The 24,962-nt window shown below is 65.2% G+C and carries 24 protein-coding genes; 11 read left to right on the top strand and 13 right to left on the bottom strand.

Translation table 11 applies throughout. The features are described from left to right. Nucleotides 1–3: 3 nt before the first annotated feature. Complete coding sequence (locus A0W70_RS00825) at nt 4–894, bottom strand: glycosyltransferase (RefSeq protein WP_070987419.1); 891 nt, start codon at nt 892–894, stop codon at nt 4–6. 171 nt (nt 895–1,065) lie between these two features. Here A0W70_RS00825 and A0W70_RS00820 point away from each other — a divergent pair, with 171 nt between their 5' ends. Beyond that, nucleotides 1,066–1,974, top strand: coding sequence for an NAD-dependent epimerase/dehydratase family protein (locus tag A0W70_RS00820; protein ID WP_070987417.1), 909 nt, complete (start codon nt 1,066–1,068; stop codon nt 1,972–1,974). A 406-nt stretch (nt 1,975–2,380) separates the two neighbouring features. Here A0W70_RS00820 and A0W70_RS00815 read toward each other — a convergent pair whose 3' ends face one another. Further along, nucleotides 2,381–2,815 (bottom strand): GFA family protein, encoded by a 435-nt coding sequence (locus A0W70_RS00815; protein ID WP_070988231.1) that lies wholly within the window; start codon nt 2,813–2,815, stop codon nt 2,381–2,383. Nucleotides 2,816–2,897: 82 nt separating this feature from the next. Between A0W70_RS00815 and A0W70_RS00810 the strand changes: the two genes are divergently transcribed. The 4 genes from A0W70_RS00810 (at nt 2,898) to A0W70_RS16900 (ending at nt 7,766) form a co-directional block, all read left to right on the top strand. After that, nucleotides 2,898–3,965 carry a GlxA family transcriptional regulator gene (locus tag A0W70_RS00810; RefSeq protein WP_217495352.1) on the top strand — a complete coding sequence of 356 codons (1,068 nt, stop codon included), beginning with the start codon at nt 2,898–2,900 and terminating at the stop codon, nt 3,963–3,965. A gap of 199 nt (nt 3,966–4,164) precedes the next feature. Then, entirely contained in the window at nt 4,165–5,934 is a 1,770-nt protein-coding gene (locus A0W70_RS00805; protein ID WP_075109819.1) for a hypothetical protein, read from the top strand. 289 nt (nt 5,935–6,223) lie between these two features. Beyond that, entirely contained in the window at nt 6,224–7,285 is a 1,062-nt protein-coding gene (locus A0W70_RS17100; RefSeq protein ID WP_075109806.1) for an alpha/beta fold hydrolase, read from the top strand. 172 nt (nt 7,286–7,457) lie between these two features. Beyond that, on the top strand, nt 7,458–7,766 hold the full coding sequence (locus A0W70_RS16900) for a hypothetical protein (protein ID WP_175443026.1): 309 nt from the start codon (nt 7,458–7,460) through the stop codon (nt 7,764–7,766). 150 nt (nt 7,767–7,916) lie between these two features. Here A0W70_RS16900 and A0W70_RS00795 read toward each other — a convergent pair whose 3' ends face one another. Beyond that, nucleotides 7,917–8,711, bottom strand: a complete 795-nt coding sequence (locus A0W70_RS00795; RefSeq protein ID WP_070987413.1) for a helix-turn-helix transcriptional regulator — start codon at nt 8,709–8,711, stop codon at nt 7,917–7,919. An 83-nt stretch (nt 8,712–8,794) separates the two neighbouring features. On the opposite strand from A0W70_RS00795, the gene A0W70_RS00790 reads away from it, so the two are divergent. Together A0W70_RS00790 and A0W70_RS00785 are read left to right on the top strand one after the other, a co-directional pair. Beyond that, nucleotides 8,795–9,202, top strand: coding sequence for a hypothetical protein (locus A0W70_RS00790; protein WP_070987411.1), 408 nt, complete (start codon nt 8,795–8,797; stop codon nt 9,200–9,202). A 151-nt stretch (nt 9,203–9,353) separates the two neighbouring features. After that, nucleotides 9,354–9,746: a hypothetical protein gene (locus tag A0W70_RS00785; RefSeq protein WP_070987409.1), complete on the top strand. Its 393-nt coding sequence runs from the start codon at nt 9,354–9,356 to the stop codon at nt 9,744–9,746. 190 nt (nt 9,747–9,936) lie between these two features. On the opposite strand, the gene A0W70_RS00780 is transcribed toward A0W70_RS00785, so the two are convergent. From A0W70_RS00780 to A0W70_RS00770, 3 genes are all read right to left on the bottom strand, one after another. Then, nucleotides 9,937–10,848 carry a bestrophin family protein gene (locus A0W70_RS00780; RefSeq protein ID WP_070988228.1) on the bottom strand — a complete coding sequence of 304 codons (912 nt, stop codon included), beginning with the start codon at nt 10,846–10,848 and terminating at the stop codon, nt 9,937–9,939. 212 nt (nt 10,849–11,060) lie between these two features. Continuing rightward, the gene (locus tag A0W70_RS00775; RefSeq protein WP_070987407.1) at nt 11,061–12,389 is read right to left on the bottom strand and encodes an NAD(P)/FAD-dependent oxidoreductase; all 1,329 of its coding nucleotides are present in this window, start codon (nt 12,387–12,389) and stop codon (nt 11,061–11,063) included. Nucleotides 12,390–12,642: 253 nt separating this feature from the next. Further along, nucleotides 12,643–13,119, bottom strand: a complete 477-nt coding sequence (locus tag A0W70_RS00770) for a hypothetical protein (RefSeq protein ID WP_139150646.1) — start codon at nt 13,117–13,119, stop codon at nt 12,643–12,645. Nucleotides 13,120–13,443: 324 nt separating this feature from the next. On the opposite strand from A0W70_RS00770, the gene A0W70_RS00765 reads away from it, so the two are divergent. After that, nucleotides 13,444–14,178, top strand: a complete 735-nt coding sequence (locus A0W70_RS00765; protein WP_070988227.1) for a hypothetical protein — start codon at nt 13,444–13,446, stop codon at nt 14,176–14,178. A 39-nt stretch (nt 14,179–14,217) separates the two neighbouring features. On the opposite strand, the gene A0W70_RS00760 is transcribed toward A0W70_RS00765, so the two are convergent. Beyond that, entirely contained in the window at nt 14,218–15,270 is a 1,053-nt protein-coding gene (locus A0W70_RS00760) for a GlxA family transcriptional regulator (protein ID WP_070987403.1), read from the bottom strand. Between the two features lie 131 nt (nt 15,271–15,401). Between A0W70_RS00760 and A0W70_RS00755 the strand changes: the two genes are divergently transcribed. Further along, nucleotides 15,402–16,490, top strand: a complete 1,089-nt coding sequence (locus tag A0W70_RS00755) for a class I SAM-dependent methyltransferase (protein WP_070987401.1) — start codon at nt 15,402–15,404, stop codon at nt 16,488–16,490. A 334-nt stretch (nt 16,491–16,824) separates the two neighbouring features. On the opposite strand, the gene A0W70_RS00750 is transcribed toward A0W70_RS00755, so the two are convergent. The 3 genes from A0W70_RS00750 to A0W70_RS00740 all read right to left on the bottom strand — a co-directional run bounded on the left by A0W70_RS00750 (nt 16,825) and on the right by A0W70_RS00740 (nt 19,118). Next, nucleotides 16,825–17,553: a class I SAM-dependent methyltransferase gene (locus A0W70_RS00750; RefSeq protein WP_070988226.1), complete on the bottom strand. Its 729-nt coding sequence runs from the start codon at nt 17,551–17,553 to the stop codon at nt 16,825–16,827. Nucleotides 17,554–17,587: 34 nt separating this feature from the next. Beyond that, the gene (locus tag A0W70_RS00745) at nt 17,588–17,830 is read right to left on the bottom strand and encodes a hypothetical protein (RefSeq protein WP_070987398.1); all 243 of its coding nucleotides are present in this window, start codon (nt 17,828–17,830) and stop codon (nt 17,588–17,590) included. A gap of 178 nt (nt 17,831–18,008) precedes the next feature. Next, nucleotides 18,009–19,118, bottom strand: a complete 1,110-nt coding sequence (locus tag A0W70_RS00740) for a class I SAM-dependent methyltransferase (protein WP_245675778.1) — start codon at nt 19,116–19,118, stop codon at nt 18,009–18,011. Between the two features lie 154 nt (nt 19,119–19,272). On the opposite strand from A0W70_RS00740, the gene A0W70_RS00735 reads away from it, so the two are divergent. Continuing rightward, complete coding sequence (locus A0W70_RS00735) at nt 19,273–20,280, top strand: AraC family transcriptional regulator (RefSeq protein WP_070987394.1); 1,008 nt, start codon at nt 19,273–19,275, stop codon at nt 20,278–20,280. A gap of 432 nt (nt 20,281–20,712) precedes the next feature. On the opposite strand, the gene A0W70_RS00730 is transcribed toward A0W70_RS00735, so the two are convergent. Beyond that, entirely contained in the window at nt 20,713–21,102 is a 390-nt protein-coding gene (locus A0W70_RS00730; protein ID WP_139150645.1) for a DUF192 domain-containing protein, read from the bottom strand. A gap of 366 nt (nt 21,103–21,468) precedes the next feature. Further along, nucleotides 21,469–21,789, bottom strand: a complete 321-nt coding sequence (locus tag A0W70_RS17285; protein WP_070987391.1) for a BON domain-containing protein — start codon at nt 21,787–21,789, stop codon at nt 21,469–21,471. A gap of 1,176 nt (nt 21,790–22,965) precedes the next feature. Here A0W70_RS17285 and mddA point away from each other — a divergent pair. Continuing rightward, nucleotides 22,966–23,703: a methanethiol S-methyltransferase gene (gene mddA, locus A0W70_RS00720; RefSeq protein WP_070987389.1), complete on the top strand. Its 738-nt coding sequence runs from the start codon at nt 22,966–22,968 to the stop codon at nt 23,701–23,703. 16 nt (nt 23,704–23,719) lie between these two features. Here mddA and A0W70_RS00715 read toward each other — a convergent pair whose 3' ends face one another. Then, nucleotides 23,720–24,754 (bottom strand): DUF2235 domain-containing protein, encoded by a 1,035-nt coding sequence (locus A0W70_RS00715; RefSeq protein ID WP_070987387.1) that lies wholly within the window; start codon nt 24,752–24,754, stop codon nt 23,720–23,722. Between the last annotated feature and the right edge of the window lie 208 nt (nt 24,755–24,962).

Here is a 24,962-nt window from a genome sequence, read left to right as displayed (position 1 = left end):
GGGCTACCTCCGCAGTGCCGCAAGCAGCAGGCGCAACATGAATGGGGCGTGGCGCCAACCGCCTCGGCTGGTCAGGGTCCGGATGTGCCAGGGCCAGGCCTGCAACAGCGCCTTCTCGCGCAGATGGAAATCGGCGCGCTCGTGTCGCGCGCTGGTCCTGCTCGCCATCAGCCAGCGCCGGGTATCCGGCGGCAACGGCAGTTGCAGCAATTGCTCGAGGGCCTCGACGTGGCCGATCCGATAGTCGCGTGACTTCGATGCCGACCCGGGGGTATCCGTGTTCCAGACGACCGTCGGTCGATCGAGGAAGCACGGCCGGCAATGCAGCACCAACTGCAGGGCGAGATAGGTGCACTCCAGCATCCTCGGCATACGGTGGAAGAGCCCGCTACCGACGGACTCGGTGCGACACATCCATGAGCCGGGCAACAGCCAGTTGCCCTCGGTGAGCGCTTTCAGCGGATCTCGTGCGACCCGCTGCATATCCGGTACATGCAGGCGCTCGACACCGTGGCCGCGTACGTAGCCGTTGGTCACGACGGCGCCACATTCGGGGCGGGCCCGTAATGCCTGCACTCTCGTCGCAAGCGCATCGGGGAGGTAGAGGTCGTCGTCGTCCAGTGACGAGAACCACTCGCACTGCATGGCATCCCGCCCAGCGCTGAGCGCGCCGGGGATGCCCGCCTGGGGGATCTCGATCAATCGCACCCGGGGATCGCTGCCCAGTTCCCTGACCAGTTCCGGACAACGATTCGGGCCATTCACGACGACGACGGGCACCGCGTTCACCCCTTCCTGGGACAGTATGCTCGCCAGGGCGCGGCGTATCAGCGCAGCCCGTTCCGCGAATGCGCCCGTGGGTACGATGACGCCCACCGACAACAGAGAAGCCATCCCGTTCTCCCTCGGACCACGCTCCAGCGCGGCGCCTCAATACCGGAGGATAGATAATGTCGGGGAGTTCGGCTGCGATATATCCGCGATCCCGGGGCCTCGACCGCCTGTCGGTATTGTTTCAGGATGGAACAACGTTGCCTCGCGGCACGCCCTTGTCGATGGAGTGAAATGACCGCGGGAAGGACCGTCGTGTTCGGTGGCACCGGCTTCCTCGGCCGCGCGATCGTGCGGGCCATGGCGGCGCGCGGAGACGCCGTGCGGGTTGCCGCCCGCAGGCCGGACGCGGCAGACGTGCCTCCCGGTGTGGAGCTGCAGCGCGCGGACATCCAGGACGACGACGCCGTCGCCGCCGCGGTGGCGGACGCTGACACCGTGGTCAACGCGGTCTCCCTGTACGTCGAGGGCGGCGGCCTCGATTTCGACGGCATCCACGTCGAAGGCGCGACGCGCCTGGCCCGGCTGGCGCATCGCGCCGGCGTCGAGCGGTTCATCCACGTTTCCGGCATTGGCGTGACGGGACAGTCTCCCTCACGGTACGTGCGGGCGCGGGCACGCGGCGAGATGGGGGTGAACGATGCGTTCCCGGGCGCGACCATCCTGCACCCCAGCGTACTGTTCGGGCCACACGACAGTTTCCTGGCAACGCTGGATGACGTGACGCGCCTGCCCATCGTGCCGCTGTTCGGCCACGGTGAAACCCGCCTGCAGCCCGTGCACGTGGAGGACGTCGCGGCCGCCGTGGCCGGTGCAGCGCATACGGCGGAGGCCACAGGGCGCGTGTTCGAACTCGGCGGCGGCGAGGTACTGCGTTACCGCGAGATCGTGCGGGCGGTTCTCTCGCACCGGCGACGTTGGCGCCCACTGCTACCGGTGCCCTGGAGCGCATGGCGGGGCATCGCTCATGTGGGAAAGATTCTGTCGAATCCGCCGCTCACGATCGACCAGGTCTTGCTCATGCAGGCCGACAATATCGTCAGCGCCGAGATGGCGACCTTCGCCGACCTCGGCATCGAACCGCGCGGCTTGCGCGCCTCGCTGAGCGCATGCCTGCCGGGCCAGGGAACCTCCGACTTATAGGGAATACTGTAGGTCGGGCTTATAGCCCCACAGATCCGGGGCTTACGAGTGTCGGGCTGTAAGAGCCTGTGTAAAAACGCCGACGCGTACTGCGGAAGCGCCACAGCGGCCGCTTTTGACGATCCTTCTCGTCACATAAGACCCACTATGTTCCTTGAATGATCGTCAAAATCGCCTCGCTGTGCCACTTCCTCGCGACGGCGTGGGGTTCTTACTCAGGCTCTGTAAGCCCGACCTACACCGTCGCCCAACGCGCTGCCTGGTTTTGATCCGGACTCCCCTGGTCAGCGTACTCAATACCGTCCAGGTATTACTGCCAACGCATCGAACGATGATCGATATTCGTAATCTGAGCGAACATGCCGCATCAGATATCAAGCGGCTCCCGGTTTGTTCCGTGCGCGTACTACTCGCTGAGATGCTCTCCGGTGCCACCGAGTTCGGCCGGAACCTCACGCAGCTTCGGAAGACCATCGGCGATACGCAGGACCGTTTCCTGGTAGTGCACATGGACGCCGGGCCGGAATTCGACTGCCGGCACGATGGCCGCGTACACGTCGGTGAGTCCGAGGTCGGGGTGCTCCGTGAGGACATGGCCGCCGCATACCGTGCACCATCGGCGTCGGCTCTGCGGTGTTTTCCGGTAACTCGCGAGCATGTCTTCGCCGCGGACGATTGCCACGCTCTCCGGCTTCCAAAGGATGAACGCGTTAACCGGGCCGGCGGACCAGTGTCGACACGATTCACAGTGACAGTACCCCATGGCCTCGGGCTCGCCGCGTACCTCCACTTCCACTGCGCCGCAGAAGCACTGTCCGCGGTGCATCGTCGGGGTTGCCATATCCACCTCCTCTCTTGTCGCGCTGCCGTTATCGGCGCGTGATCCGTGGAGTCAGTGTCCCGTGCCGGGAACTTGCGGGTAAGTGGCAGACAAGACATTCTTCAGGGGTGATCCGGTCAGGGGTGTGACCGTGTACAACGTGACCGTGGTACTCGTGGAGGGCGGAATGCCGTCGACGGCAGTCGCTCCACTGGAGGTGTTCAGCACGGCCGGCGTGCTGTGGCACGAGATGCGGGGAGAGGAACCGGCGCCAAGGTTCCGCGTGCGAACCGCTTCCCGCGATGGGCGTGCCGTGCGCACGGCGGTCAATCTGAGACTCGATCCGATCTGCGCGTTCGACGACGTCGAATCGAGCGATATCGTCATCGTTTCGGCCATCGGCGCGAACATCGAATCGGCCTGCACCGCCAATGCGGCACTGTATCCATGGCTTCGCGATCAACACGCCCGCGGCGCGACGGTCGCTGGCGTGTGCGCAGGGGCGGCGCTGGTGGCCGAGGCAGGACTGCTGGATGGTCGCCCCGCGACGACGCACTGGGGTGTCGCAGAGACCTGTCGCCACCGATATCCGGCCGTACGCTGGCTACCGGAACGCCTGATCACGGAGTCTGACGGTATCCTCTGTAGCGGCGGGGTCTATGCGTCGGTCGACCTCAGCCTCTACCTTACGGAAAAGTTCTGTGGCCACGCGGTGGCCGTCGAGACGGCCCGGGCACTCCTGCTCGAGACACCCCGCACCTGGCAGAATGGATATGCTGCGCAACCACCCGAAACCGTGCACGAGGACACACGGGTTCGTGAGGCACAGGAGTGGATGTTTCGCCACTTCACGGACGTAGTCCGGATCGATGCCCTCGCAGAACATGCCGGCATGAGCCCGCGAACTTTTGCGCGGCGCTTCAAGCTGGCGACGGGGGAGACCCCGATGCAGTACCTGCATCGGCTACGCGTCAACGCAGCACGCCACCTGCTGGAGAACGAGTTGAAGTCCGTGGGTGAAGTCTGCACGGCCGTCGGCTACGACGATGTCGCCTATTTCCGCCGCCTGTTTCGCCGCCATACCGGCTCGACACCACGACAGTATCGAGAACGATTCGGTGGCGGTTCGTCGGAGACGGTCGCGCTCGACGGGCGTGTACCGCATCACTAGGAGGTTTCCGCCCGGCCATGGTGCTGCGTTCCATAAATGAAGGGCAGATCCGGCTTCGATAAGTGAGCTCGGGTCCAACTTTCAGACCCGCTCTGAGGGTCGCTAGTCTGACCTCCGAAGTTTTCCGTACTTTTCGGGTATGCTGCGCGACCGCGCGGCATCTTCCGGCAACGTCGCGCTCGGCCGGAGAACAAAGCAGATGAAGTTCGTGGTCGAAGGCCTGCGAGTGCTATTGCTCGCCGCGATCGGGGCGGCGCTGATCGCCTGCGGCGGCGATGACGACAATGGTGACGCATCGATCGCGCCGAGCGCGCCGGTAGCGCAGCTTGAACTGTCGTTGACGCCTCAGAGCGTGAAGACTTTTCGGTTCAGTTGGATCGACACGGCTGGCGAAACCGAGTACCGCCTGCTCGAGAACCCGGACGGCGTCTCCGGTTACACCGTGGTGGCACGCATCGCCGCGGACGCCACCGGTCATGAACACCTCGCATTCCTGCCCGGGCGCATCAACGCCAGCTACGTGTTGCAGGCCTGCAACGACGCCGGTTGCATCGACTCCGAGCCGGTTTACGTTGATGACCGGCTGTCCGATGCGGTCGGCTATGTGAAGGCCGACAACACCAGTGCCGGAGATGAGTTCGGATTCGACGTCGCACTCGCTGCCGACGGGGAAACCCTCGCGGTGGGGGCGCCCTTCGAGGACGGCAGCGGCGCCGTCTACGTCTTCGCCCGAAACGGCAGCACCTGGACACAGCAGGAATACGTGAAGGCCGCCACCCCTGGCCCCGCTGACGAGTTCGGTACCAGCGTCGCGCTCGCCGCGGACGGCGACACCCTGGCAGTGGGGGCGCCGTTCGAGGACAGCGCCGCCACCGGCATCGATGGCGATGCGACGGATAACAACGCCCCCGACAGCGGCGCGGTCTACATCTTCGCCCGCAGCGGCAGCGCCTGGACCCAGCAGGCCTACATTAAGGCCGCCAACGCCGACGCCATCGACCGGTTCGGCGCGAGCATCGCGCTCGCCGCCGCCGGCGACACCCTCGCGGTCGGAGCGGCCCTCGAGGACAGTGCCGCCAGCGGCGTGAATGGCAACGCAATGGATAACAGCGCCGCCGTCAGCGGCGCGGTCTACGTCTTCGCCCTCGACGGCACGTGGGCGCAGCAGGCCTACGTCAAGGCCGCCATCAATGGCACGGGCGACCGGTTCGGGGCCAGTGTCGCGCTCGCCGCCGACGGCGACACCCTGGCGATCGGGGCACCATCCGAGGACAGCGCCGCCGTCGGCGTCGGCGGCGACGCGACGGACAACAGCGCCTTCGCCAGCGGCGCGGTCTACGTCTTCGCCCGCAGTGGCGCGGGCTGGACGCAGCAGGCCTACGTCAAGGCCGCAATCACAGGCGCTGAGGACGAGTTCGGCGCGAGTGTCGCGCTCGCCGCCGACGGCGACACCCTGGCGGTGGGGGCGTTCCTCGAGGACAGCGCCGCCACCGGCATCGGCGGCGACGCGACGGACAACAACGCCGATCGCAGCGGCGCGGCCTACGTGTTCGCCCGCAACGCCGGTATCTGGGCCCAGCAGGCGTACGTCAAGGCCGCCAACACCGGCGCCGACGACCTGTTTGGCTTGAGCGTGGCGCTCGCCGCCGATGGTGACACCCTGGCGGTGGGGGCGCCCTTCGAGGGCAGCGCCGCCACCGGCATCGGTGGCGACCCGTCCGACGACTCGGCCGACTTCAGCGGCGCGGTCTACGTCTTCGCCCGTAGCGCCGGCGTCTGGAGCCAACAGGCATACGTCAAGGCGACCAACACCGGCGACGAGGACCGATTCGGACAAGGCATCGCACTCGCCAACGGCGGGCCCACCCTTGCAGTGGGCGCGCGTCGGGAGTCCAGTGCCGCCACAGGCATCGGCGGCGATGCGATTGATGACTCAAGTGCCGACAGCGGTGCTGCCTATTTGTACTGAAGGCGCCAATCCGACATGAAGCCCGGGATATTCGTCGTCAGAGTAAAAATCATTCACTGGGTACTCGGAGTCCGCTGCTCTGAACTCGACCTCTTGAACGTTTGCTCAACGTTACCGGGGCCGTCAGAAGCAGGAGCACGCCTTTCCTGCTGACCGCGCAGGTCGTGTTAATCGTGGTGGATCCAGCATGTTTACCGGACATGGGTGCGGGACACTGAGGGTGCGACCGCCGGGGGAAGACCCCACCGGGTCGATGGCGCCATCTCCATGACATGTCTAGACTCCCCGCATGCGCCAGAGAATCGGCTTCTGCAGCGCTTCGGATGGGGTACGCATCGCCTACGCCACGGCGGGCCACGGCGAGCCGCTGTTGCGTGTGGGCGGATGGCTGACTCATGTCGAATACGACTGGGACAGCCCGGTCTGGGAACCGTGGCTGCGCGAGTTGACCCGAGACCGCACGCTGGCGCGCTTCGACATCCGGGGATCCGGACTATCGGACCACGACGTCGATGACCAGGGTGTGGAAGCCTGGGTCCGGGACCTCGAGGCCGTCGTTGATGATCTGGGCTGGCAACGCTTCCCGCTGCTCGGTATCTGCCAGGGCGGTGCCATTGCCGTGGCCTATGCCGCCCGGCATCCCGAGCGCGTCAGCCGCCTTGTGCTGTACAACCCCTATGCCCAGGGTGCCTATACCGAGGGTATCCCGGAGGCAAAGGCCCGGGAAGCACGCGCGCTCGCCGGCATGATCGAGGTCGGCTGGGGCCGCCACCGCGGGACCTTCCGCGAGGTGTTCGCCCGGCTGTTCTCGCCCAGGGAAGCCGGCGAGCAGATCGCGTGGTGGGAAGATCTGCAACGGCGTACAGCGACGCCCGAGGACGCAGCCCGGTTGTGGCAGGCCTTCAACGACTTGGATATCCGTGAGTCCCTGGCAAACGTCACCCATCCGACCCTCGTGATGCATGTAAAACACGACGCGGTCGTACCCTTCGAGGCCGGTCGTGAGGTCGCCACGCGCATTCCCCATGCGGACTTCCTGCCACTGGACGGCGGCAATCACGTACTGCAGCCGAGCGACAGCGGTTGGCCGGTGTTCGTGCGTGAACTGCGGCGTTTCCTGGCCGAGGATGGCACGGCACCTCTACCCACCCGCTTCGACCTCACCCGACGCGAGCGGGCGGTGCTGGATCTGGTGGCACGGGGACAACGGAACGACGAAATCGCGGAGCAACTGGCCATCCGCGCGAAGACCGTGCGCAACCACGTCAGCAACATTGCCGGCAAACTCGGCACGACCAGCCGTGCCCGCCTGATTGTCGAGGCGCGCGAGGCCGGGTTCGGCACCGACTGAAGCTCATCCGGGACGTCCGTCCCGGAATTTCCTCGAATCGAGCAACCAACCGGGACGCCGGGCTCAGGACGCGCGTGTCTTTCCCGACGCAGTCTGTTCTCCATGCCCCGAAAGGGGCGCGCGGATCGATCTCAGGCATCCGCGCCCGTCTGACTGCCACGAGGAGCGCACCATGAAGACACGTACACGTAGCCGCGTCGCTGCCATGCTGCTGACATTCGGCATCTCGGTCCCCGCCCACGCCTCTCCAACCTGCCTCGCGCCCGAGCCGGCCTGCGCCTTGGTATTGCTGGGCGCGGTAGTGACGACCATCGTCCATGAACGGGAGGACCATGAATCGGCTGAACGGAAGGCAACCCCGGAGCGTGTGCCGATTAAGGTCGGCGCAGACGGAGGGTCGTACATGCACCGACACCCGCACCCCACTCCGGCACACGACCCGGCCAGTGACCGGTGGACCATGCGGGACGATCGCCACTGAACGGGGACTGGATATCCGGAGGACGGTCCAGCGATTCACGTTTACCGGCACACGTGACCTGGTACACCGTCTCCGGAATCTCCGTCCCCGGAATACCGGGGTCCGATCGAACTCGCCCGGGTTTGCGGTCGTGCCCGGTATCAGTCCGGCCTACTCTTCTGCAGCGCTGTGCCGGTTCGGGCCTTCAGATTCGAGCCAGACACGCGTCGCTTCGTCTTCCGGGAAGAAGTACTCGATCCGCAGATCAGCGATGTGCGCGTCCAGCGCAGCGGCGAAGCCTGCAAGGATCGAGAACAATCGAACGTCCTTCCCGTCCACGAAGAGGTGCAGAGGTACGACGACGTCGTACTCGTCGATACGTGACGCGGTCGCCGCATCCGGTGCCAGCACGTGGAGTCGTTCGGTGAGTTCGTCGAGGTCCGGATAGGGCACGGACTCCTGGCGGACCCGGTCCAGCAGAAACGGCCCGACCGCCGACCAGTTCGCCACGATTGGCCGCAGTCCGTCCGGGGCAAACAGCCATTCGAGCAGGTTGCCCGAGGGTGGTGGCGGACCGCCGGCCGCGGCCAGTCGCGACGTCAAGGCGTCCGCGGCCGGGTTCGCGCGGACCGGGTTCCAGGCATGGTCGGTGACGATTGCCGGCCAGGGCATGTGGGTCGAGAGCATGCGATCGATCGCACTCCGCAGCGCCGCCGATTGCGGCGCCTCAAGACCGCGCTCCGTGTGCAGCGGCCGCTCGCCGGCCGCGCGCATCAGGCGATTCGTTTCGCGGGGCGGCAGGTGCAGCGCTCTGGCCAGCGCTGCCAGCACGGCCCGCCCCGGGCGACTCCGTCCCGTTTCGACATAGCTCAGGTGTCGCGTCGACACGCCCGCTGCACCCGCCAGGTCGAGTTGACTCAGTCGACGCCGTACACGGTGCGCGCGAACAATTTCACCGGGTGCCATATAACCTCCGAGGTAATGGCTTTAATGACCACTGCCTTCTATGTTCGTTCCGTACCCCCGGTACCGGAAGAGAGGAACAAGCGATGGCAGACGACACACGCAGGCTGCGCGTTGCACTCAAGGCGAACGCCTTGTTCTCGGGGCTCTGTGGACTGGCATTGATGATCATGCCGGGTACGTGGTCCGAACTGATCGGTTTACCCCTGCCGTGGATACTCGGTGCGCTGGGATTCGGGCTGGCGTGCTTCGCCGCGCTGGCTGCCCACGCGGCGGCTGATGTGCCCGCGCGGCGGGCGATTATCGCGCTGATCATCGGCGCCGATATGCTCTGGGTCGCTGCCACCCCGATCGCGATGGTGACCGGTGCGAACACCCTGACCGCCCCGGGACAAGGCCTGATCGCCCTGGTGGGGCTCATCGTTGCCGCACTCGCGGCAGCGCAATGGACGGGCTTGCGGGCCGTAAACCGCGGACCAGTGGCGCAGACCTGAATAAGCGGGCTATGCGGGGCCAGCGTAAAAACGAAAACGCACTCACCGGGATGCCCGGAACTTGCCGCCCTGCCCCCAACTCCCGTTCGCGTACATCCGCGCTGGACGCCCGACCGAAACGTGGGGCGCATCCAACAACAGGGAGCGCACTATGCGAATCCGCCACCTTTTCCTTCCCGCCATCCACATCGCATTCATCGCGACCGCCCTGGTGCTCATGTCCGCGGCGGCCCACGCCTCGGAACACGGCGAGGACAACACGCTCAATGGCTCTGAAATCCGCTCACTGATCGCGGGCAACACGGTCACCGGATCGATGTCGAGCGGCCAGGACTACGCCGAGTTCTACGCCGAGGACGGGACAATTCACGGCCGCGACTACACCGGCGAATGGTCGATCCAGGACGACAAAATGTGCTTCGATTACGGCGACGGAGCGACCTGCTACGAGGTCGCCGCAGACGGCGACACGGTGACGTGGGTCCTCGATGGCAAGGCGGACGGGACCGGCGTCGTGCGCGAAGGCAACCCGATGGAAATGTGACGCGCACAGGATCGAGCGGGCCGTCGGCCCGCCTTGCGATGTTCGGGGTCAGCGTCACGACGCTGACCTCGAACCGCGACAGCCCCGGTGCATCTCGAAAGGCCGCTGCGCGAGACCCTTGTGCGGTGTTGCGAGGTAACATCCGTGTTTGACGGATGCTTGAGCGCGGGACCTAGCCCGCGTTTCCCTGCTATGTCAGGACAAATTCCTCGGCTCGCAGCGCCTGCGGCGGCGTCTTCCCGGTGGCCTCCGCCACCTCGATCTCGATCGTGCGACACAGTGCGTTCAGGGCAAGATCGTTGTCCGCGTGTCCGAACGGTTCTTCGAGTTCTTCGCTCAAGGCGTCGAGCCCAAAGAACGTGTAGGCGACAATCGCCGTGAACAGCGGTGTACACCAGCCGACCGTACTCACGATCGCGAACGGCAGCAGAAAGCAATACACGTACGCCGTTCGGTGCACAAGCAACGCATAGGCAAACGGGAGCGGTGTGTTGGATATCCGTTCGCACGAGGCCTGCACACTGGCAAAGGCAGCCAGACGTTCATCGAGAACCCGCGCACCGGTGAGATCGAGTACATCGCGCACACGCATGCGGTAGAGGTCCTCGCCCATGGTCCGCAGTACGGATGCCGCCGGCACCCTGTAGCGGCTGTAGACGATCGCATCGCAGGGGTCGCGCCACGGTTGTGTATCAGCCGTGACATCCTCGTCGCGAAGCGAGCCGCGCAGCGAGTGGGCGAAAACCACGGCGAGATGCAACAGACGTCGGCGTTCGGGCGCATCCGGTGCAATGAAGGTAGCGGTGGCGCGCGCGAGGCTCCTCACCTCGGCGACGAGTGTCCCCCATTCGCGTCTGGCCTCCCACCAGCGGTCGTAGGCTGCATTATTGCGAAACCCCAGGAAGATCGAGAGCGAGATCCCGAACACCGCAAACGGCGCAAACGAGTACGCAGGAAGGGTCGCGGGCCAGATCGCATGCCCCGACGCCACAAGGGCACCGAGGCCCGCCGCGTAGAGCATCTGCGGGAGAATGCGCGGCACGATCGAACCGCGCATGGTAACCAGCATACGAAAGACGCCGGGTCTGGGACGTACAACCATGGCTTGCGGCTTTCCGTTGCGCGGGACGACCAGAGTTTGCCGGCCGGTCGGGTCCAGGGCTTTGCCGAGCTCGCTGTTCACGGTCGCCCGCGCGACATCATTCCCCAGTCCCAGAGCCGTGGCGTCGAATATGTTCAGCAGTTCGGAACTCGGGCAAACGGGATCATGGCACACAGGACCAGACGCCCGAAAAATGGGGAATCACTATTAGCTCAGATCTCTTCCCGAGCCTGGTAGAGCCGCCAGGTGGTTACGCAGCCCACGCCGAAGCGGGTTATGGCATTGGGCCACCTCCGGGTGGGAGCCTGGCGATTACGCAGAATCTCGATGGTTCGGCTACTCGCGCCGCAAGCGTACTCGGCGAGCGCCTTGCCGAACGTGGCACCACGGGCCACGCCGACACCGTTGCAGAGCGAGGTCGCGTATACGCCCTTCGCCATGCGGCCGAAGACCATTCCGCCATTGGCGGACAACCCCAGAATCCCGCCCCAGGAATGCTCGAACCCGATCGAGGCGATCGCCGGGTAGCGCCGGGCCAGCGCATGATGGTGGTGGCGGATTGCCTTCGTGAAGGCGCTCGGCATCGAGCGATACCGCGGTGCATAAGCGAAGAAGTTGCGCACGAAGAGTCGATTGTCGGCCGTGCGTCTCAGGGTCGTCCCGAATCGATTGACGGGCACGACCCCGAACTCAGCGGGATGCCCGGCGTCGCGGAGCTCGCTCTCGGAAAGCGGACGCGTGAGGCTTGCGTAGGTATACACGGGGATCGAGTGGCGTCGATAAAAGCCGAACTGCGGCAGGAAAGCATTGGTCGCCAACAGCAGTTGCCCTGCGACGATTGCCCCACGCTGTGTGCGGCAACAATGTTCGTCGATGCCGTATTCGACCTCCCGGATCGGGCTGTTTTCGAATACCGTGATGTTATCCGGCAGCTTGAGGGCCAGTTCACGCAGATACGCCGCGGGCTGTAACAGCGCGGCGCCAGGCGTATAGACACCGCAGTCGTAAAAGGCTGTGCCCGTGATCTCGCGCATCGCGCGTGCATCCAGCCAACCGCAGTCTTCACCCAGACGCCCGAGAATGGCGGCCACCGACTGCAACCTGCGCCGACCGGCCGGCGAGGCGGTCGCGTGAATCTTGCCCTGCTGGTTCCAGTCACAGTGGATGTCGTGGCGACGGATGCACTCACGAATGTAGTCGATGCCTTCGCGGTTGACGTGAATCTCCTCGAGATCCCGCTCGACGTCGAGAGCCGTATAGCGCTTGGCCGGGCGGGGTATCACATCCAGCGCGAATCCCGCGCACCGCCCGGCGGCATTGTTCCCGATTCGTCCCGCGTCCACGAGTGCGATCCGGTCGTTCGGGCGCAGATCGGCGAGACGATGCGCGGCATGCAGACCCATCCATCCGCCACCCACGACGAGCCAATCATAATGCCCGGTGCCTTCGAGTTCCCGCGCCGGTGGAGCATCGCCGAGCGTGGCGAACCAGCCGCTTTCCGTCTGCTCCCTCGGGATGTGCCCGATCTGTACGTTGCGCATCAATTACCTGACCGTAAGACCACCTGAACGCGCTGTTGCTCGGCACGACGCGCAAAAAAAAGATCGACATCAAGCCTAAATGGTGGCGCGAAGCCGCCACAAGTGAGGATTACAAATGGCCGGGATGCGGCATGCTCATGCCTTCAGCGTTTGGGGTCGGATCCGGCTTCCAGGATCACAGTAAGAGCCGGTGGCGCACAGGTCTCATCTGACCCCGATTTTGCTCCAGGACACCAGGTGGACCAGGCACGAATCAGCTCGACTCCTCACGCCATTCGGGTTCAAGGTCCAGCACTCGCCCCACCTTTTCGGCAGTCGCCGCGGCTGAATCGGCGCTGCGGTACGGTTGGGCAACCAGTGCATGCGCGTCCCCGGAAGTCATGCGCAGTTCCAGTCGGTAGTGGGTGTCGGGGCCGCGGCTGCCCGGACGGGTCGAGCGCACGATCACCAGACTCTGAACCCTGTCACGCGGAATCCGCTCCTCGCGACCCTGCGCGGCGCGCTGCCAGACACGGCGGCGACCAATGACGAGTTCGTCGCCGGCCATTCCGAGTTCGAGCAGGTGTCGGCCGTACAGCAACTCGATCGCGCTGGCGACGGCCAACCCGCCCGTGGCCACCACCGCCAGTGACGGCTCCCCGGCCTGGGCGTACAGCCAGGCCGCAACGGCAGCGGTTACGGCCACAAGCGCGATCCGCGCGCCGACGTGGCCGATCGGGATCGTGGTCATTGCTGCACTGCTTGCCATAAGATTGCGCCCAACGGAGATATTCGGGATCAGCATAACCAATAAAGGGAATCGGATCCGGTCCCTGAGGTCACCGAAACAGTCGGTGGAGCAAACGTTGCACCTGGTCTCTGAGGAACCTCTGATCACAGGGAGTTCTGTAGGTCGGGGCCGCAGCCCGAAACCCGTAATACTCTGATCTGTCAGTCTATAAGCCCGACCTACATCGCCCCAAGCGCGCTGCCTGGTTTTGATCAGAGCTTCCCTGACACCCATAGTGACATGCCGCATGTGAAACGCGGCCCAACGGACGGAGGCGAAAATCGCATGGAATGCCCGAAGTGTGGCCATACCCGGCAGCCGGAGCATATACGCTGCTCGGGCTGCGACCTGGTCTTCGCGAAGTACGAGACCTACCTCGAGCGCAAGGCCGAGCTGGAGGCGCAGCGAACCGAGGCCGGAGGGGTTCCTTCCGAACGGCTGCGAGCGATCGTCGATGGCCTCCTCGAGCCCGGGGATGTAACGGCCCGCTACTGGTGGCCCTACGCCGTACTCTGGGCCGTGTTCGTGATCTGGGGCTGGAGCTATATGCTCGAGAGTCTGTACGACCTCGGCTGGGATCCCGGCTTCCTGCATGCGATCAACCTGCCCTTCCACGAGGCCGGGCACGTGATCTTCGGTGTGTTCGGCGACTTCATCGGCTCGCTCGGCGGCACGCTGGGGCAACTGCTGATCCCCATCGTCTGCGCGGTCGCGCTGCTGCGCGGCAATCACGACACCTTTGGCGCCAGCCTCTGTCTGTGGTGGTTCGGCCAGAATTTCCTCGATATCGCCCCTTATATGGCCGATGCGCGTGCGGGCGAGATACCGCTGCTCGGCGGCAATCGCGGCAACTCGTCTCCGTACGGCTTCCACGACTGGGAGTTCATCCTGGGCGAAACCGGCCTTCTTGCGTGGGATCGCGTTTTGGCGACCATCACGCTGAATGGCGGCCGGCTGATCATGCTGACGGCGATGCTCTGGGGTGCGTGGCTGCTCTGGCGCGCGCGGACGCGCGCGTGACATGACAGTCGAGACGATCGAACGCTACCGTCAGGGCGCTCACGCGGCCGGCGCGCTGTCCTCCCGGGTCGGCTGAGGTCCCCCGATCGCCGCGAAGCGTTGCCGGTAGCGCGCCGGCGTCAGGCCGGTCAACTGCTTGAACAGCCGCCGGAACGAGGCTGGATCCTGGTAGCCGACCTCGGCGGCGACCTCGTCGGTCGCCTGCGTTGTGGTCTCGAGGATGTGCTTGGCCTCCTCGATGCGCACGGTCTGCACGTACTCGATCGGCGAATACCCCGTCGCCGCGCGGAACCGGCGCTTGAATGTCCGTGCGGAGACGCCCGCGTAGGCGACCATTCGCTGGACCGGCGCCGGATCGGCGTAGTGGTAGGCGATCCACGCCTGGCAGCGCTCGATGAGGCTGTCGCTGTGCGCGGTGGGGCGGATCATCGCGCTGAACGGCAGTTGACCGTCGCTGCGATCGCCGAGGACGAACACCTTGGCAATGCGCACGGCCTCGGCACGACCGCTGAAACGCGCCACGAGGTAGAGGGCCAGCTCGGCCCAGGAGGCGAAGCCACCGCTGGTAATGATCCGGTGCTCACGTCCCGAAGGAACGAGGATGCGCTCGGGACGCAGCAGGACGCCGGGATAGTGGCGCTCGAACAGCGAACGGGCGCTCCAGTGTGTGGTCGCCTCGATGCCGTCCAGCAGCCCGGCCTCGGCGAGCAGCAGCGAGCCCGTGCACACCGAGCACACGGTGGTCCCGGCATCGTACCGGGCACGAATCCAGGCGGCGGCGGCCGGCCACCGCCCGCGCAGCTCTTCGTCGATACCGACGGCGAGGTCGGGCACGATCAGGACGTCGAGGGCACCGGCGGCGGCGAACGAGGCATCGGGCGTCACGGTGACCCCGGCCCGACAGCACACGGCAGCCTGGTGCTCGGCGATGATCAGCGGCTGCAGCGCGCGTGCCGGTGCCGCTTCGCCGGTCACCGCTTCCCATACCCGACCGACAGAACCCAGGACCTCGTGGAGGCTGTAGAGCACCGCGGGGGCCGCCTCAGGCACCGCGACGAGCCCGACCTTCACGGGGACGCTGGTGGCTGTCATCGCCGCCGCAACCCGGACCGACGACTGGCCGGAATGGCTCGCCGGCGTCCCATCCGCCCCTCCCGCGGCGAGGCCGCGCGACTGACACTGTGTCGTGCACGAACAACGTGCTCGCACCGGAGATAATCCCCATGAACGACACAATCGCCCCCGCACCGGCGTTCGATGAAGCCCGTGCACACGCATTCGTGGAGCGCAGTGCCGAGACGCTCAATGCGGGCGCCGTGGCCGTAATGATGTCGATCGGTCATCGCACCGGGCTGTTCGACACCATGGCCGCGCTGCCGCCCTCGACGTCGGCCCGGATCGCGGACCGCGCCGGCCTTGCCGAGCGCTACGTGCGCGAATGGCTGGCAGTGATGGTGGTCGGCGGCGTGATCGAATACGACCCGCGCGCCGGGACCTATGCCCTGCCCGCCGAGCATGGCGCCTCGCTGACCCGCGGTGCCCCGCTCGGCAACATGGCGGTCTACGCCCAGCACGTCGCCCTGATGGGGGCGGTCCAGGACGCCATCCTCGATCGCTTCGAGACCGGCGAGGGCCTGTGCTACCACGACTATCCCCACTTCCACGCGCTGATGGCGGAGGACAGCGACCAGACCGTGGTCGACCCGTTGTTCGATGCGGTGCTGCCGCTCGTCCCCGGCCTGATCGAGCGCCTCGAGAAGGGTATCGATGTGCTCGATGCCGGCTGCGGCCGGGGCCGTGCGCTGCTGGCGATGGCTCGGCGATTCCCCGCGAGCCGCTTTGTCGGCTACGACCTCGGCGCCGACGCAATCGCCGTCGCCGCCGAATCGGCCCGGGCGGCCGAGCTGGACAACGTCGTCTTCGCCACGCGTGACCTCGGCGACTTCGACGAGCACGAGCGCTACGATTTCGTCACCTCGTTCGATGCCGTCCACGATCAGCGTGATCCGGCGGATCTGCTGCGGCGCCTGCACCGGTCCCTGCGCCCCGGCGGCGTCTATCTGATGCAGGACATCGGTGGCTCGGCGGCACTCGAGCACAACCTCGATTTCCCGATGGCGGCGCTGCTCTACGCGATCTCGTGCGTGCACTGCACGCCGGTCTCGCTCGCCCAGGGTGGGGAGGGGCTGGGTACCATGTGGGGATGGGAGACCGCTGAGGCGATGCTCGGGGCCGCCGGCTTCACGGACGTGCAGCGTAATATCCTGCCGCACGACCCGATGAACGTGTGGTTCGTGGCTCAGCGCGGCTGATTTCACCGGACCGGCCCGCACGGGCCGGTCCGGCGATTGCGGTCGAACCGCGCGATGCCGGTGACGGGTCGAACTGCCTGCGCCGGGGGCGACCGAGACGAACGCGGCACAGGGCACATCGGCGAGGACGTAAGCGTCCACGGACTCCTCCCGCCGCTCTCGAGACGCGCGGCGCAATTCCCGGTTCCGGCCAAGCGATGAACAAAACCGGATTCCCGATCATACGCTTTTGGACCACCCCCGCGTAGATGGCAGGCATCCGTGATGTTCGGGTCGGTATGCGGGATCAAATCCAGAATCCGGTCTGCGGTCGTTGATACTCCGCCCTCGGACTTTAGTGGCGCCGTGCGACCAACTGCACCATGCCCGATGCGGTACCGCCCGTTTCGACCTCGAAACCGTGAGCGCGCAACACCGCCGCTACCCAGTCCGGCGCAATGCGCAGTTTCGGGTAGGCGCTCACCCGCAGTTTCCATTCTCCGTCATCCAGTTCGTGCAACAGGTCGTGCACGATCACGCGGGCGCCGGCGTACTCCAGGAAGCAGGTATGGATGCGTTCCGCATCGCCGCGTACGGGGATGAATCGCGCGGTTTCCTCCAGTTCCCGGGTGTAGTCGCGGAACGTGGTAATGAAATGCCCGTCGGTTCCCAGCACGTCGGCGATGTTGGCGACCAGTGACTCGACCGACTGCTCGTCGGGAAGGTGTGTAAGCGTGTCGCCCATGCAAAGGATCAGGCGAGCGTCCTCGGACAGATACCGGGCGAACGACTGCAGTTCGTCATGGACGATTTCGATCGGCAATGCGCCACGCTGCACCCGCAGGGTATCCAGCAGGACCTCGCACGTATCGACGGCCAGCACCCGGAAGCCGAGACGCGCGAGCGGCAGCGCGTGCATCCCGAATCCGGCGCCGAGATCCACCGCCAGTCCACCGCTCTCGGCGACTTCGCCCAGATTCGCGAGTTCGGCCGCACCGCGAGCGATGGCCGCGTCTATCCCGCCGGCCATCCATTCGTAGATCGGCCCGAGGTGCTGGTCATAGTGTGCCTGTACGGTCGTCATGTTCATGGCCTCCGGTTGTTGCCTGCACTGGCCTTCATACGCCTCGCGCGTCGACTGCGCGACGTCGTTCGAGAACAACGCGCCCGATCTGGAAGATGTTCAACGCGAGGAAGAACAGGTTCCAGTACACGACCTCCATCAGCGGCTCCGGGCGTGTGGCGAAATACACGGCCAGGCAGATCACGGCCGTGATGGTCAGGCTCCGCAGGTGGAGGATGTCGCGCACGAAGTACGACAGCAGATTCAGGCCGTTCGCGACGTATAGCAGGGCGTCCATCGTTCGTTCTCGTTGCCGGGATTTCACGGCCCGGGGTTCAGTGATGAATTGGCGCGACGCAATAGCCATCCGGGCGTGCGTCGTGGGCATTCCTGGGGCCCGGCGACAATCTCGACCGCCGGGCTGTTGTCGGCTCCTGCCGGCGGCCGCATGACGGTGCGCCGGCTGTATCGCAGTTTTACGGGCGTGCCTCCAGCACCATGTTGGTCGCGGTCTCCGCCGCACGCCGGATGCGGGTGAATCCGGCTTCGCGGAGCACCTCGGTCAGGCGCTTCTCGCCGGCCTGGGCCCCCAGGGCAAGGCCGACTTCCTGTGCCCGCGATGCCGGCGTGCAGATCAGCATCGAGGCCGAATAGAAGAGCTGGCCGAGGATGTGCAGGTTGTCGCCGAGGCGGTCGCCCGCGAGCGGTTCGACCAGCATGAACGTGCCGTCTGGCGCGAGCGATTCGCGGATGCGGCGGGCCGCACCGACGGGGTCGCCCATATCGTGGAGCGCGTCGAACATGCACACGAGGTCGAAGTCCTCGGCCGGCAGTTCCTTGGCGGTCAGCGCCGTGAACCGAGTGTTGGCCGAAACGCCGGCGTCTGCGGCCGCTTTCCGCGCTGCGTCGATCGAGGGCGCGTGGAAGTCGAAGCCGTGGAACGTAGAGGACGGGAACGCGCGCGCCAGCAGCGCGGTCGATGAGCCGTGCCCGCAGCCGACATCCGCGACCTTTGCGCCCGCGGTCAGCCGCGCCATCACGCCGTCGAGCGCCGGCAGCCAGGATTCCACCAGGTTGGCGACATAGCCGGGCCGGAAGAAACGGTCGGTGCCGCAGAAGCAGCATTCGTGGTGCTCGCCCCACGAGCGGCCCGCGCCCGAGCGGAACACGTCGATCGCATGCTCGTGCGTCGTGAACTGGGCCACGATTTGCTGGAACGCCCCCTGGATGAAGGCGGGATGCCCCTCGTGCGCCAGCACCGTCGCCTGCTCGGGGGTGAGTGAGAACGTTTCGTCGGTCTCGTGATACACGACGTAGCCCGCCGCGGCCTGGCCGCTGAGCCACTCGAGCAGGTAACGCTCGTCGACCTCCGCCGCCCGCGCGATCTCGGTGACCGTGGCCCGACCGATATCGCGCATAGCGCGGTACACGCCGGTCTGGTCACCCATGAAGCCAAGAAGGACGTCGAACGCACCGCCCACGTCACCAATCACCTTGCCGACAAACTCGTCCAGGCGGGCCTCGTCGACGGACGGGGCCACGGTCTCGCGCCCGGTGCGGGGCGTTTCCATCACTATCGTTTCCATTGCGATTCTCCGGATTATGGTCCGGGGCACGACCGCTCCGGACGAATGGCAATGTACGCAGGGACGGGGCAAGGGAGTATGATCAAGCGTCCGGACGTGCCGACCGGTCGACCGGAACAATGCCGTGCCCGATCGCGACGGCTGAGCGGGACTCATGGACAACGACGTCTTGTCCGATGTTTTGCGCACGGTGCGCCTGTCTGGCGCCATCTTCTATGAGGTGCGCGCCGGCATCCCCTGGGTCGCCGAATCGCCGCCCGGGAGCTGGATGGTGTCGCGGATGCTGCCGCGAGCCCAGCACATGATCGCCTATCACGTGGTGACCAGCGGGCAATGCTGGGCGGCACTCGCCGAAGCAGGTGCCGAACCCGTGCGGCTCGAGCCGGGCAGCATCATCCTGTTTGCCCACGGCGACCCCCATGTGATGTCCACCGAGCACGGTGCACGCACGACGCCCGTCCTGGACCAGTACCGGCTCCCGGAGGCTGGCGAGGGACTGCCCTTCCACGTCGACGAGTGCGGGGATCGGCCGGAGAGCGTCCGCATTCTTTGCGGCTTCCTTGGCTGCGATGTGCAGCCGTTCAACCCGCTGATCCAGGCGTTGCCCCGGCTGGTGCATGTCGGTACCGCAACGGTGCCCGCCAGCGGTTCCCTGCCCGCCCTGATCGCGGCCACCGTCGCGGAAAGCAACGCCGGCCGCCTCGGCCGCTCGTCCGTGCTCGCCCGACTCAGCGAGCTCCTGTTTATCGAGGCGGTACGCGCCCATGTGGAATCACTGCCGAGCGAGCAGCCGGGCTGGCTGGGCGCACTGGTCGATCCATGCGTCGGGCGGATCCTGCGGCTGTTGCACGACGACCCCGCCCGCGCCTGGACGCTGCAGTCCCTCGGACGCGAGGCGGGTTTCTCGCGCACGGTGCTGGTCGAGCGATTCAGGCAGGCGCTGGGAATCGCACCGATGAGCTACCTCTTGAAGTGGCGCATGCAGATCGCGGCAAGCCTGCTGAGTGACGGCGGTGAGTGTATTGCACGGGTGTCATCGTCCGTCGGCTACGGTTCCGAGGAAGCGTTCAGCCGCGCCTTCAAACGCTGCACCGGCCACTCACCCGCCCACTGGCGCAGCCAGCGCGAGCGATCGGGCGCGACACATCCCACTCCAGGGTAACAACTTGTTCGGCCCCGGTTATCCCGGATGGACTTCCAGGACCTGCCTTCTGACGCAGCAGCAGAGCGCCTGGTCCGCGCGGCTGCCGATCATCCCCCCGATCTAGTCTCGCCGGTCGTCCTTGTGATTCGTACGGCTCGCGGTCCGTGGCGACGCGCGCTCGGATCCACGCGTGGGCGACCTTGAGCGCGCATAAATCTCGAAAGTGCTTACGAAAAACATACCTGCGAGGACCAGCGCCTGACCGATCAACAACATCCACACCAGCAGTCGTCGCATGAGAACGCCCACACCTCTCAGTGCCTACCCTGAGTATAGGACACCGACGGAATCTCTGATTATCGGGACTCCTGTGGGTCGGGCTTACAGCCCGACACGCGTAAGCCCCTGATCTGTCGGGATGGATAGCACGGCCACGGTATAACCCGTTTCTCAACAGGCGGGGCGAGCCGCCGCATCCGCTTGCGGTCGCGGCGGTGAGATCCGGGTGCCTGCCTTGATCCGAGTGACCAGCGGATGTCCGGGTGTCAGCTCAAGCACACCCCGCACGGGCGCGCTCGGGCGATGGCCGCTGCTGTCCGGCTGGATACGGATGACCCCGAGCACGCGATTGTCTGGCGCGATCCACGCCAGCGTAAGTGGGAACGCGACGTTGTTCATGTGGAAACTCGGTCGCCGGGGCGTCCTGTAGACGAAGTAGATCGCTTCACCCCGCATCGCCTGCTCCTGGACGTGCTGGAAACCGGCGGCGCGCAAACGGCCCGACTCCGCCACCCTTACGGGGTGAGACTCACCCGCGACCGTTATACAAGCCCAGGGCATCTCGGCGAGCCTGCTCTCCGCGGTGCTCGACAGGACCGGCGTCGTAAGCAGGAGCAGGATACCGCTGGCGAGAGCATATCTGTTGAGGGAGCGCGTCAGGGGCCGCGTCAAAGAGCCTGAGACTGCAAAGGCATTGTCGCGTCGACACGAGCCTCGACGAATTACGGGTGTCGGCACCACGCGTTGCCCTCCACGTTTTTGCGGTCAACACGCATAACCATAGAGGACTGAGCGGGAATATGGCAGGAGTCGAGCTCGGCTCCCGAGTCGGAGCAACGGACAAACCATTACGAGGATATCCCTTATATTCGATGTCCGGGGAACAACCAAGAATGTCCGGAATCCCCCAGGGGTCGCCCTGCGGGGCTACCTCGTCAGGTGCTCGCAGTTTGTGCACTGCAAGGGTAGGCCCCGACAGTCGATCCGGATGTAACTACGGATTCCAAGGACGCCGCGAACACGCCATGCCACCTGCTTCGCCCAGGACAGCTGATACTGCCACCGGACGACGCCACTGAGCTCAACCATACCCTCGAAGGCCTCGACAGCGATGCGCGTGCCCAGGAGGGCGGGATCGGCCGCAAATGCCTCTTCTACCCGCAGTGATACAAAGGTGTTCGGCAGTGGCTCCGTATGTTCGGAAATGTGGCCCGGCGATGCCTCGTTACGCTCGGGCCGGTATCGCATGCAATTGCGGCGCCTTGTCACGACTGCGCCACACGGTGCGAGCAAATCCATCATGACCTCCGCTACGCCACGAGCGCCCGGGAGTCGACTTTGTCCGGATTCGGTGTGCGACCATCGCTCACCGCCGCCCGCCCCAGGGTCTCATAGACGTCGCATTCACGATCGACTCACTGAGGTCGGCTGTCTGTCTGCCACCGCACACAATCCGGTCCGAACAGGTCCAGACAATATGGGCGGAGACCGATCGTCGACCACTCAAAGCAATACGCTTTCATTCGGACGGGCGAACCCGGCAACGACTTTTCCAACCGACTTTCATGGCAGCCGGCAGCACCGTAATGGGCACTTGTGAATCCGGGAGAGCGTAAAGTCGCTATCGAACCAGCCGGATCAGGTCGATTGCTTTTCACGATACCCGGGGCGCCGAGTAACGACTGAAGAATATTCGGGCATTCTTACTCTGATTTCGAAAGCACCATGCGCCAGCACAAGTCCCGGGAAGCACGACGTCCTTGTGACATCCGTGAAACGGACCTCATGTTTCGTGTCGTTTTTGCATGGGGGTTCTCCCCGTCTTGCACAGGGTGCAGTCAAATCCTAGTTTCACTAATACCCAGCGTTAGCCGGCGGACGCTGAGGCACGCGGGGAAGCCGGCAGGGCGGTATCGCCCCGAACTGACCAAGTGAAACCGCCACAACCGTATATTGCTTGTGGGTTTGGCATACTTGCCGGCCAGGAGGCGCTGCAACGGCGCACAATGCCACGAATGCCGCCTTCCCCGAAGCCGCTGTGTAACGGCACACGTGTCATAAAGACCACCAGAGCTGGAGGTGTTTCAAGGCACAATAAGGCGATACGCCGGCACGGCCCGGCCCCGTCATGGGGTCGGGCCTTCCCTGTTCGGATGCCCGACGGGATGTTCCTGGTCGGAGCAGCATCTCATCCCTCCCCGACCCGCGCGCCGGGTCAGGCCCTGGACACTCGCGGGCGCAACGTGTCATGACCGCCCCCCCCGAGCGTCGCTTTGTCGACCGCTGGCATTTTCGGGAACAATACGGTCACCCCCTGCGTCCCCGGGTTCAGGGACCCGGGCGTGCAGGTGGTTTCGCGCAAAGCCGCCTCCCCCGGCGACACGGACGCCGATCAATGGTGATCGAAGATCGTGGAGGTGGATCATGGGTCGCATCCTCATTCTGCTCTACGCGGGGGTGAGCTACCTCGTATTCCTGGCGAGCTTCCTGTACGCCGTCGGTTTCGTCGGCAACTTCATCGTCCCGAAGTCCATCGATTCCGGGGCAACCGGTTCCGTGGCCACGGCGATCGTGATCAATGCCGTGCTGCTCGGGCTCTTTGCCGTACAGCACAGTGTGATGGCACGACCGGCATTCAAGCGCTGGTGGACGCGCTTCATACCGCCGGCCGCGGAGCGCAGCACCTATGTGCTGCTCTCGAGTCTCCTTTTGTTCCTGCTGTTCTGGCTGTGGCAACCGCTGACACAGCCCATCTGGTCGGCTCAGAGCACGGGGGCCACAGCGGTTCTCTGGGTGCTGTTCGCGGTGGGTTGGCTGATCGTGTTGTGGTCGACGTTCCTGATCGACCATTTCGATCTGTTCGGCCTGAAACAGGCCTGGCTGCACTTTCAGGGGCGTCGCTATGAACCGCCGCGATTCTGCGTACGCGGGCTCTATCGCTATCTGCGGCACCCGCTGATGCTGGGCTTCATCATCGCCTTCTGGGCGACCCCGGAGATGAGCGCGGGACATCTGTTGTTCGCTGTGTTGACTACGGGCTATATCTTCGTGGGCGTGGCGCTCGAGGAGCGCGACCTCGCGCATTTCCACGGCGAGCAGTACCAGCGCTATCAGCGCCGCGTGCCGAGAATCACGCCCACGAAGCCCATCGCCCGGCAGTAGCACCAGCGTGTGGCCGTCATGCCAGAGTGGCGGGCCAATCGTGGGCGTCGAGGTATTCCTGCAGGTTCTCGGGCCGGTAGTCCGAATCCGCTTCCCAGCGCTCCTTCACCGAGCGGTGGATGCGCGTCGGTCGTCCGGCCCTCTCCAGTGCTCTGGGATCTTTCCCGCGGAAGCGATAGATATGCCGGACAGAGCGATGCACCGGGGCCTTGACGCTGGCATTGAGGCTTTCAGGGAGATGCGATTCCAGTGACAGGCCCGCTGCCGTCGCCTCGTTCATCATCCATCCCAGCGGGAAATCCGAGTTCAGGCGGCCCTGCCTGTCGGGCTCGTAACCGCCCCCGATATCGCCATGAACGCCCGCGAACCAGACCTGTTCCAGATCCAGCCCGTCGCGTGGCTCCCACAGGGTCGGCTCGAAATCTTCCCGCCGCTCATCAATGGCCAGTGCGTGGCGAGCCATGCGGACATTGGAACCGAGCTTCGTGTCGTAAAACTCATCGGTACGGTCGAAGAGCCCCAGCAGTGAAAAAGGGATACCCAGCGCTCCCACGGTATCCCACGCTCCCACGAAGCGGATCTCCCGTGACCCGTGGGCATGGCGTTCTCGAAAACGACGGGCGGCCTCCCCCTTCGGGGCCCATTTGTCACTTACTTTCTTGTAGTGATCGAACGCCTGTTCGATCAATGCCGCGTCCGGCCGCTTGAGAATGCCGCAATTGTTGATGAGCCCACAGAGGCTGCGGATGGTATAGGCACCCCGGCTGAAACCGAAAAGAAAGATCTCGGCACCGGGATCGTAATTCTGGACGATATAGCGGTAGGCATCCTTGATGTTCTTGTGGATCCCCCGACCGGTAATCCCGCCGGAGACCTGGCCGTAATACGAGCCCACGCCCCAGTCATAGAAGACCTGCTGGGATCGACCGTCGTCATCGAACGGTTTGATGGCACGCGCCATCCGCAGGACATTGGTCGGCGTATCGGTTTCGGCATCTTCTTCCGGCCGATTCCATGTGCCGTCGGCACAGATCACGATCCGCCCCGCCATGCCACCCCCTTTCGGCTGCCCGATTCAGTCCCTGCTCGGCCTGAGGATAGTCCAGCCGTGGGTACCGGGAAAGGAGACACCCGGTACACCACATTCGTGGCGGATCCAGCGATCCGGCATAACGCCTGATTCCAGCCACGCCGCAGGGCTTCATCGGCCCCCGTGTGATGTCATTCTTGCGCCCGGGTATTTCGGGGTCACGGATATC

This window comes from Halofilum ochraceum, assembly GCF_001614315.2.
In the GTDB taxonomy this organism is placed as follows: Bacteria; Pseudomonadota; Gammaproteobacteria; order XJ16; family Halofilaceae; genus Halofilum; species Halofilum ochraceum.
This window is presented reverse-complemented; position numbering and strand designations above follow the sequence as displayed.

What these genes read in the sequence shown, in the direction of transcription:
- A0W70_RS17100 (WP_075109806.1), top strand. Translation starts at nt 6,224, where the DNA reads ATGCGCCAGAGAATCGGCTTCTGCAGCGCTTCGGATGGGGTACGCATC.
- A0W70_RS16900 (WP_175443026.1), top strand. Translation starts at nt 7,458, where the DNA reads ATGAAGACACGTACACGTAGCCGCGTCGCTGCCATGCTGCTGACATTC.
- A0W70_RS17285 (WP_070987391.1), bottom strand. Translation starts at nt 21,789, where the DNA reads ATGCGATACCGGCCCGAGCGTAACGAGGCATCGCCGGGCCACATTTCC.
- A0W70_RS00745 (WP_070987398.1), bottom strand. Translation starts at nt 17,830, where the DNA reads ATGGACGCCCTGCTATACGTCGCGAACGGCCTGAATCTGCTGTCGTAC.
- A0W70_RS00740 (WP_245675778.1), bottom strand. Translation starts at nt 19,118, where the DNA reads ATGGAAACGATAGTGATGGAAACGCCCCGCACCGGGCGCGAGACCGTG.
- A0W70_RS00805 (WP_075109819.1), top strand. Translation starts at nt 4,165, where the DNA reads ATGAAGTTCGTGGTCGAAGGCCTGCGAGTGCTATTGCTCGCCGCGATC.
- A0W70_RS00785 (WP_070987409.1), top strand. Translation starts at nt 9,354, where the DNA reads ATGCGAATCCGCCACCTTTTCCTTCCCGCCATCCACATCGCATTCATC.
- A0W70_RS00820 (WP_070987417.1), top strand. Translation starts at nt 1,066, where the DNA reads ATGACCGCGGGAAGGACCGTCGTGTTCGGTGGCACCGGCTTCCTCGGC.
- A0W70_RS00790 (WP_070987411.1), top strand. Translation starts at nt 8,795, where the DNA reads ATGGCAGACGACACACGCAGGCTGCGCGTTGCACTCAAGGCGAACGCC.
- A0W70_RS00770 (WP_139150646.1), bottom strand. Translation starts at nt 13,119, where the DNA reads ATGACCACGATCCCGATCGGCCACGTCGGCGCGCGGATCGCGCTTGTG.
- A0W70_RS00760 (WP_070987403.1), bottom strand. Translation starts at nt 15,270, where the DNA reads ATGACAGCCACCAGCGTCCCCGTGAAGGTCGGGCTCGTCGCGGTGCCT.
- mddA (WP_070987389.1), top strand. Translation starts at nt 22,966, where the DNA reads ATGGGTCGCATCCTCATTCTGCTCTACGCGGGGGTGAGCTACCTCGTA.
- A0W70_RS00715 (WP_070987387.1), bottom strand. Translation starts at nt 24,754, where the DNA reads ATGGCGGGGCGGATCGTGATCTGTGCCGACGGCACATGGAATCGGCCG.
- A0W70_RS00795 (WP_070987413.1), bottom strand. Translation starts at nt 8,711, where the DNA reads ATGGCACCCGGTGAAATTGTTCGCGCGCACCGTGTACGGCGTCGACTG.
- A0W70_RS00775 (WP_070987407.1), bottom strand. Translation starts at nt 12,389, where the DNA reads ATGCGCAACGTACAGATCGGGCACATCCCGAGGGAGCAGACGGAAAGC.
- A0W70_RS00750 (WP_070988226.1), bottom strand. Translation starts at nt 17,553, where the DNA reads ATGACGACCGTACAGGCACACTATGACCAGCACCTCGGGCCGATCTAC.
- A0W70_RS00815 (WP_070988231.1), bottom strand. Translation starts at nt 2,815, where the DNA reads ATGGCAACCCCGACGATGCACCGCGGACAGTGCTTCTGCGGCGCAGTG.
- A0W70_RS00730 (WP_139150645.1), bottom strand. Translation starts at nt 21,102, where the DNA reads ATGCCCTGGGCTTGTATAACGGTCGCGGGTGAGTCTCACCCCGTAAGG.
- A0W70_RS00735 (WP_070987394.1), top strand. Translation starts at nt 19,273, where the DNA reads ATGGACAACGACGTCTTGTCCGATGTTTTGCGCACGGTGCGCCTGTCT.
- A0W70_RS00755 (WP_070987401.1), top strand. Translation starts at nt 15,402, where the DNA reads ATGAACGACACAATCGCCCCCGCACCGGCGTTCGATGAAGCCCGTGCA.
- A0W70_RS00780 (WP_070988228.1), bottom strand. Translation starts at nt 10,848, where the DNA reads ATGGTTGTACGTCCCAGACCCGGCGTCTTTCGTATGCTGGTTACCATG.
- A0W70_RS00825 (WP_070987419.1), bottom strand. Translation starts at nt 894, where the DNA reads ATGGCTTCTCTGTTGTCGGTGGGCGTCATCGTACCCACGGGCGCATTC.
- A0W70_RS00765 (WP_070988227.1), top strand. Translation starts at nt 13,444, where the DNA reads ATGGAATGCCCGAAGTGTGGCCATACCCGGCAGCCGGAGCATATACGC.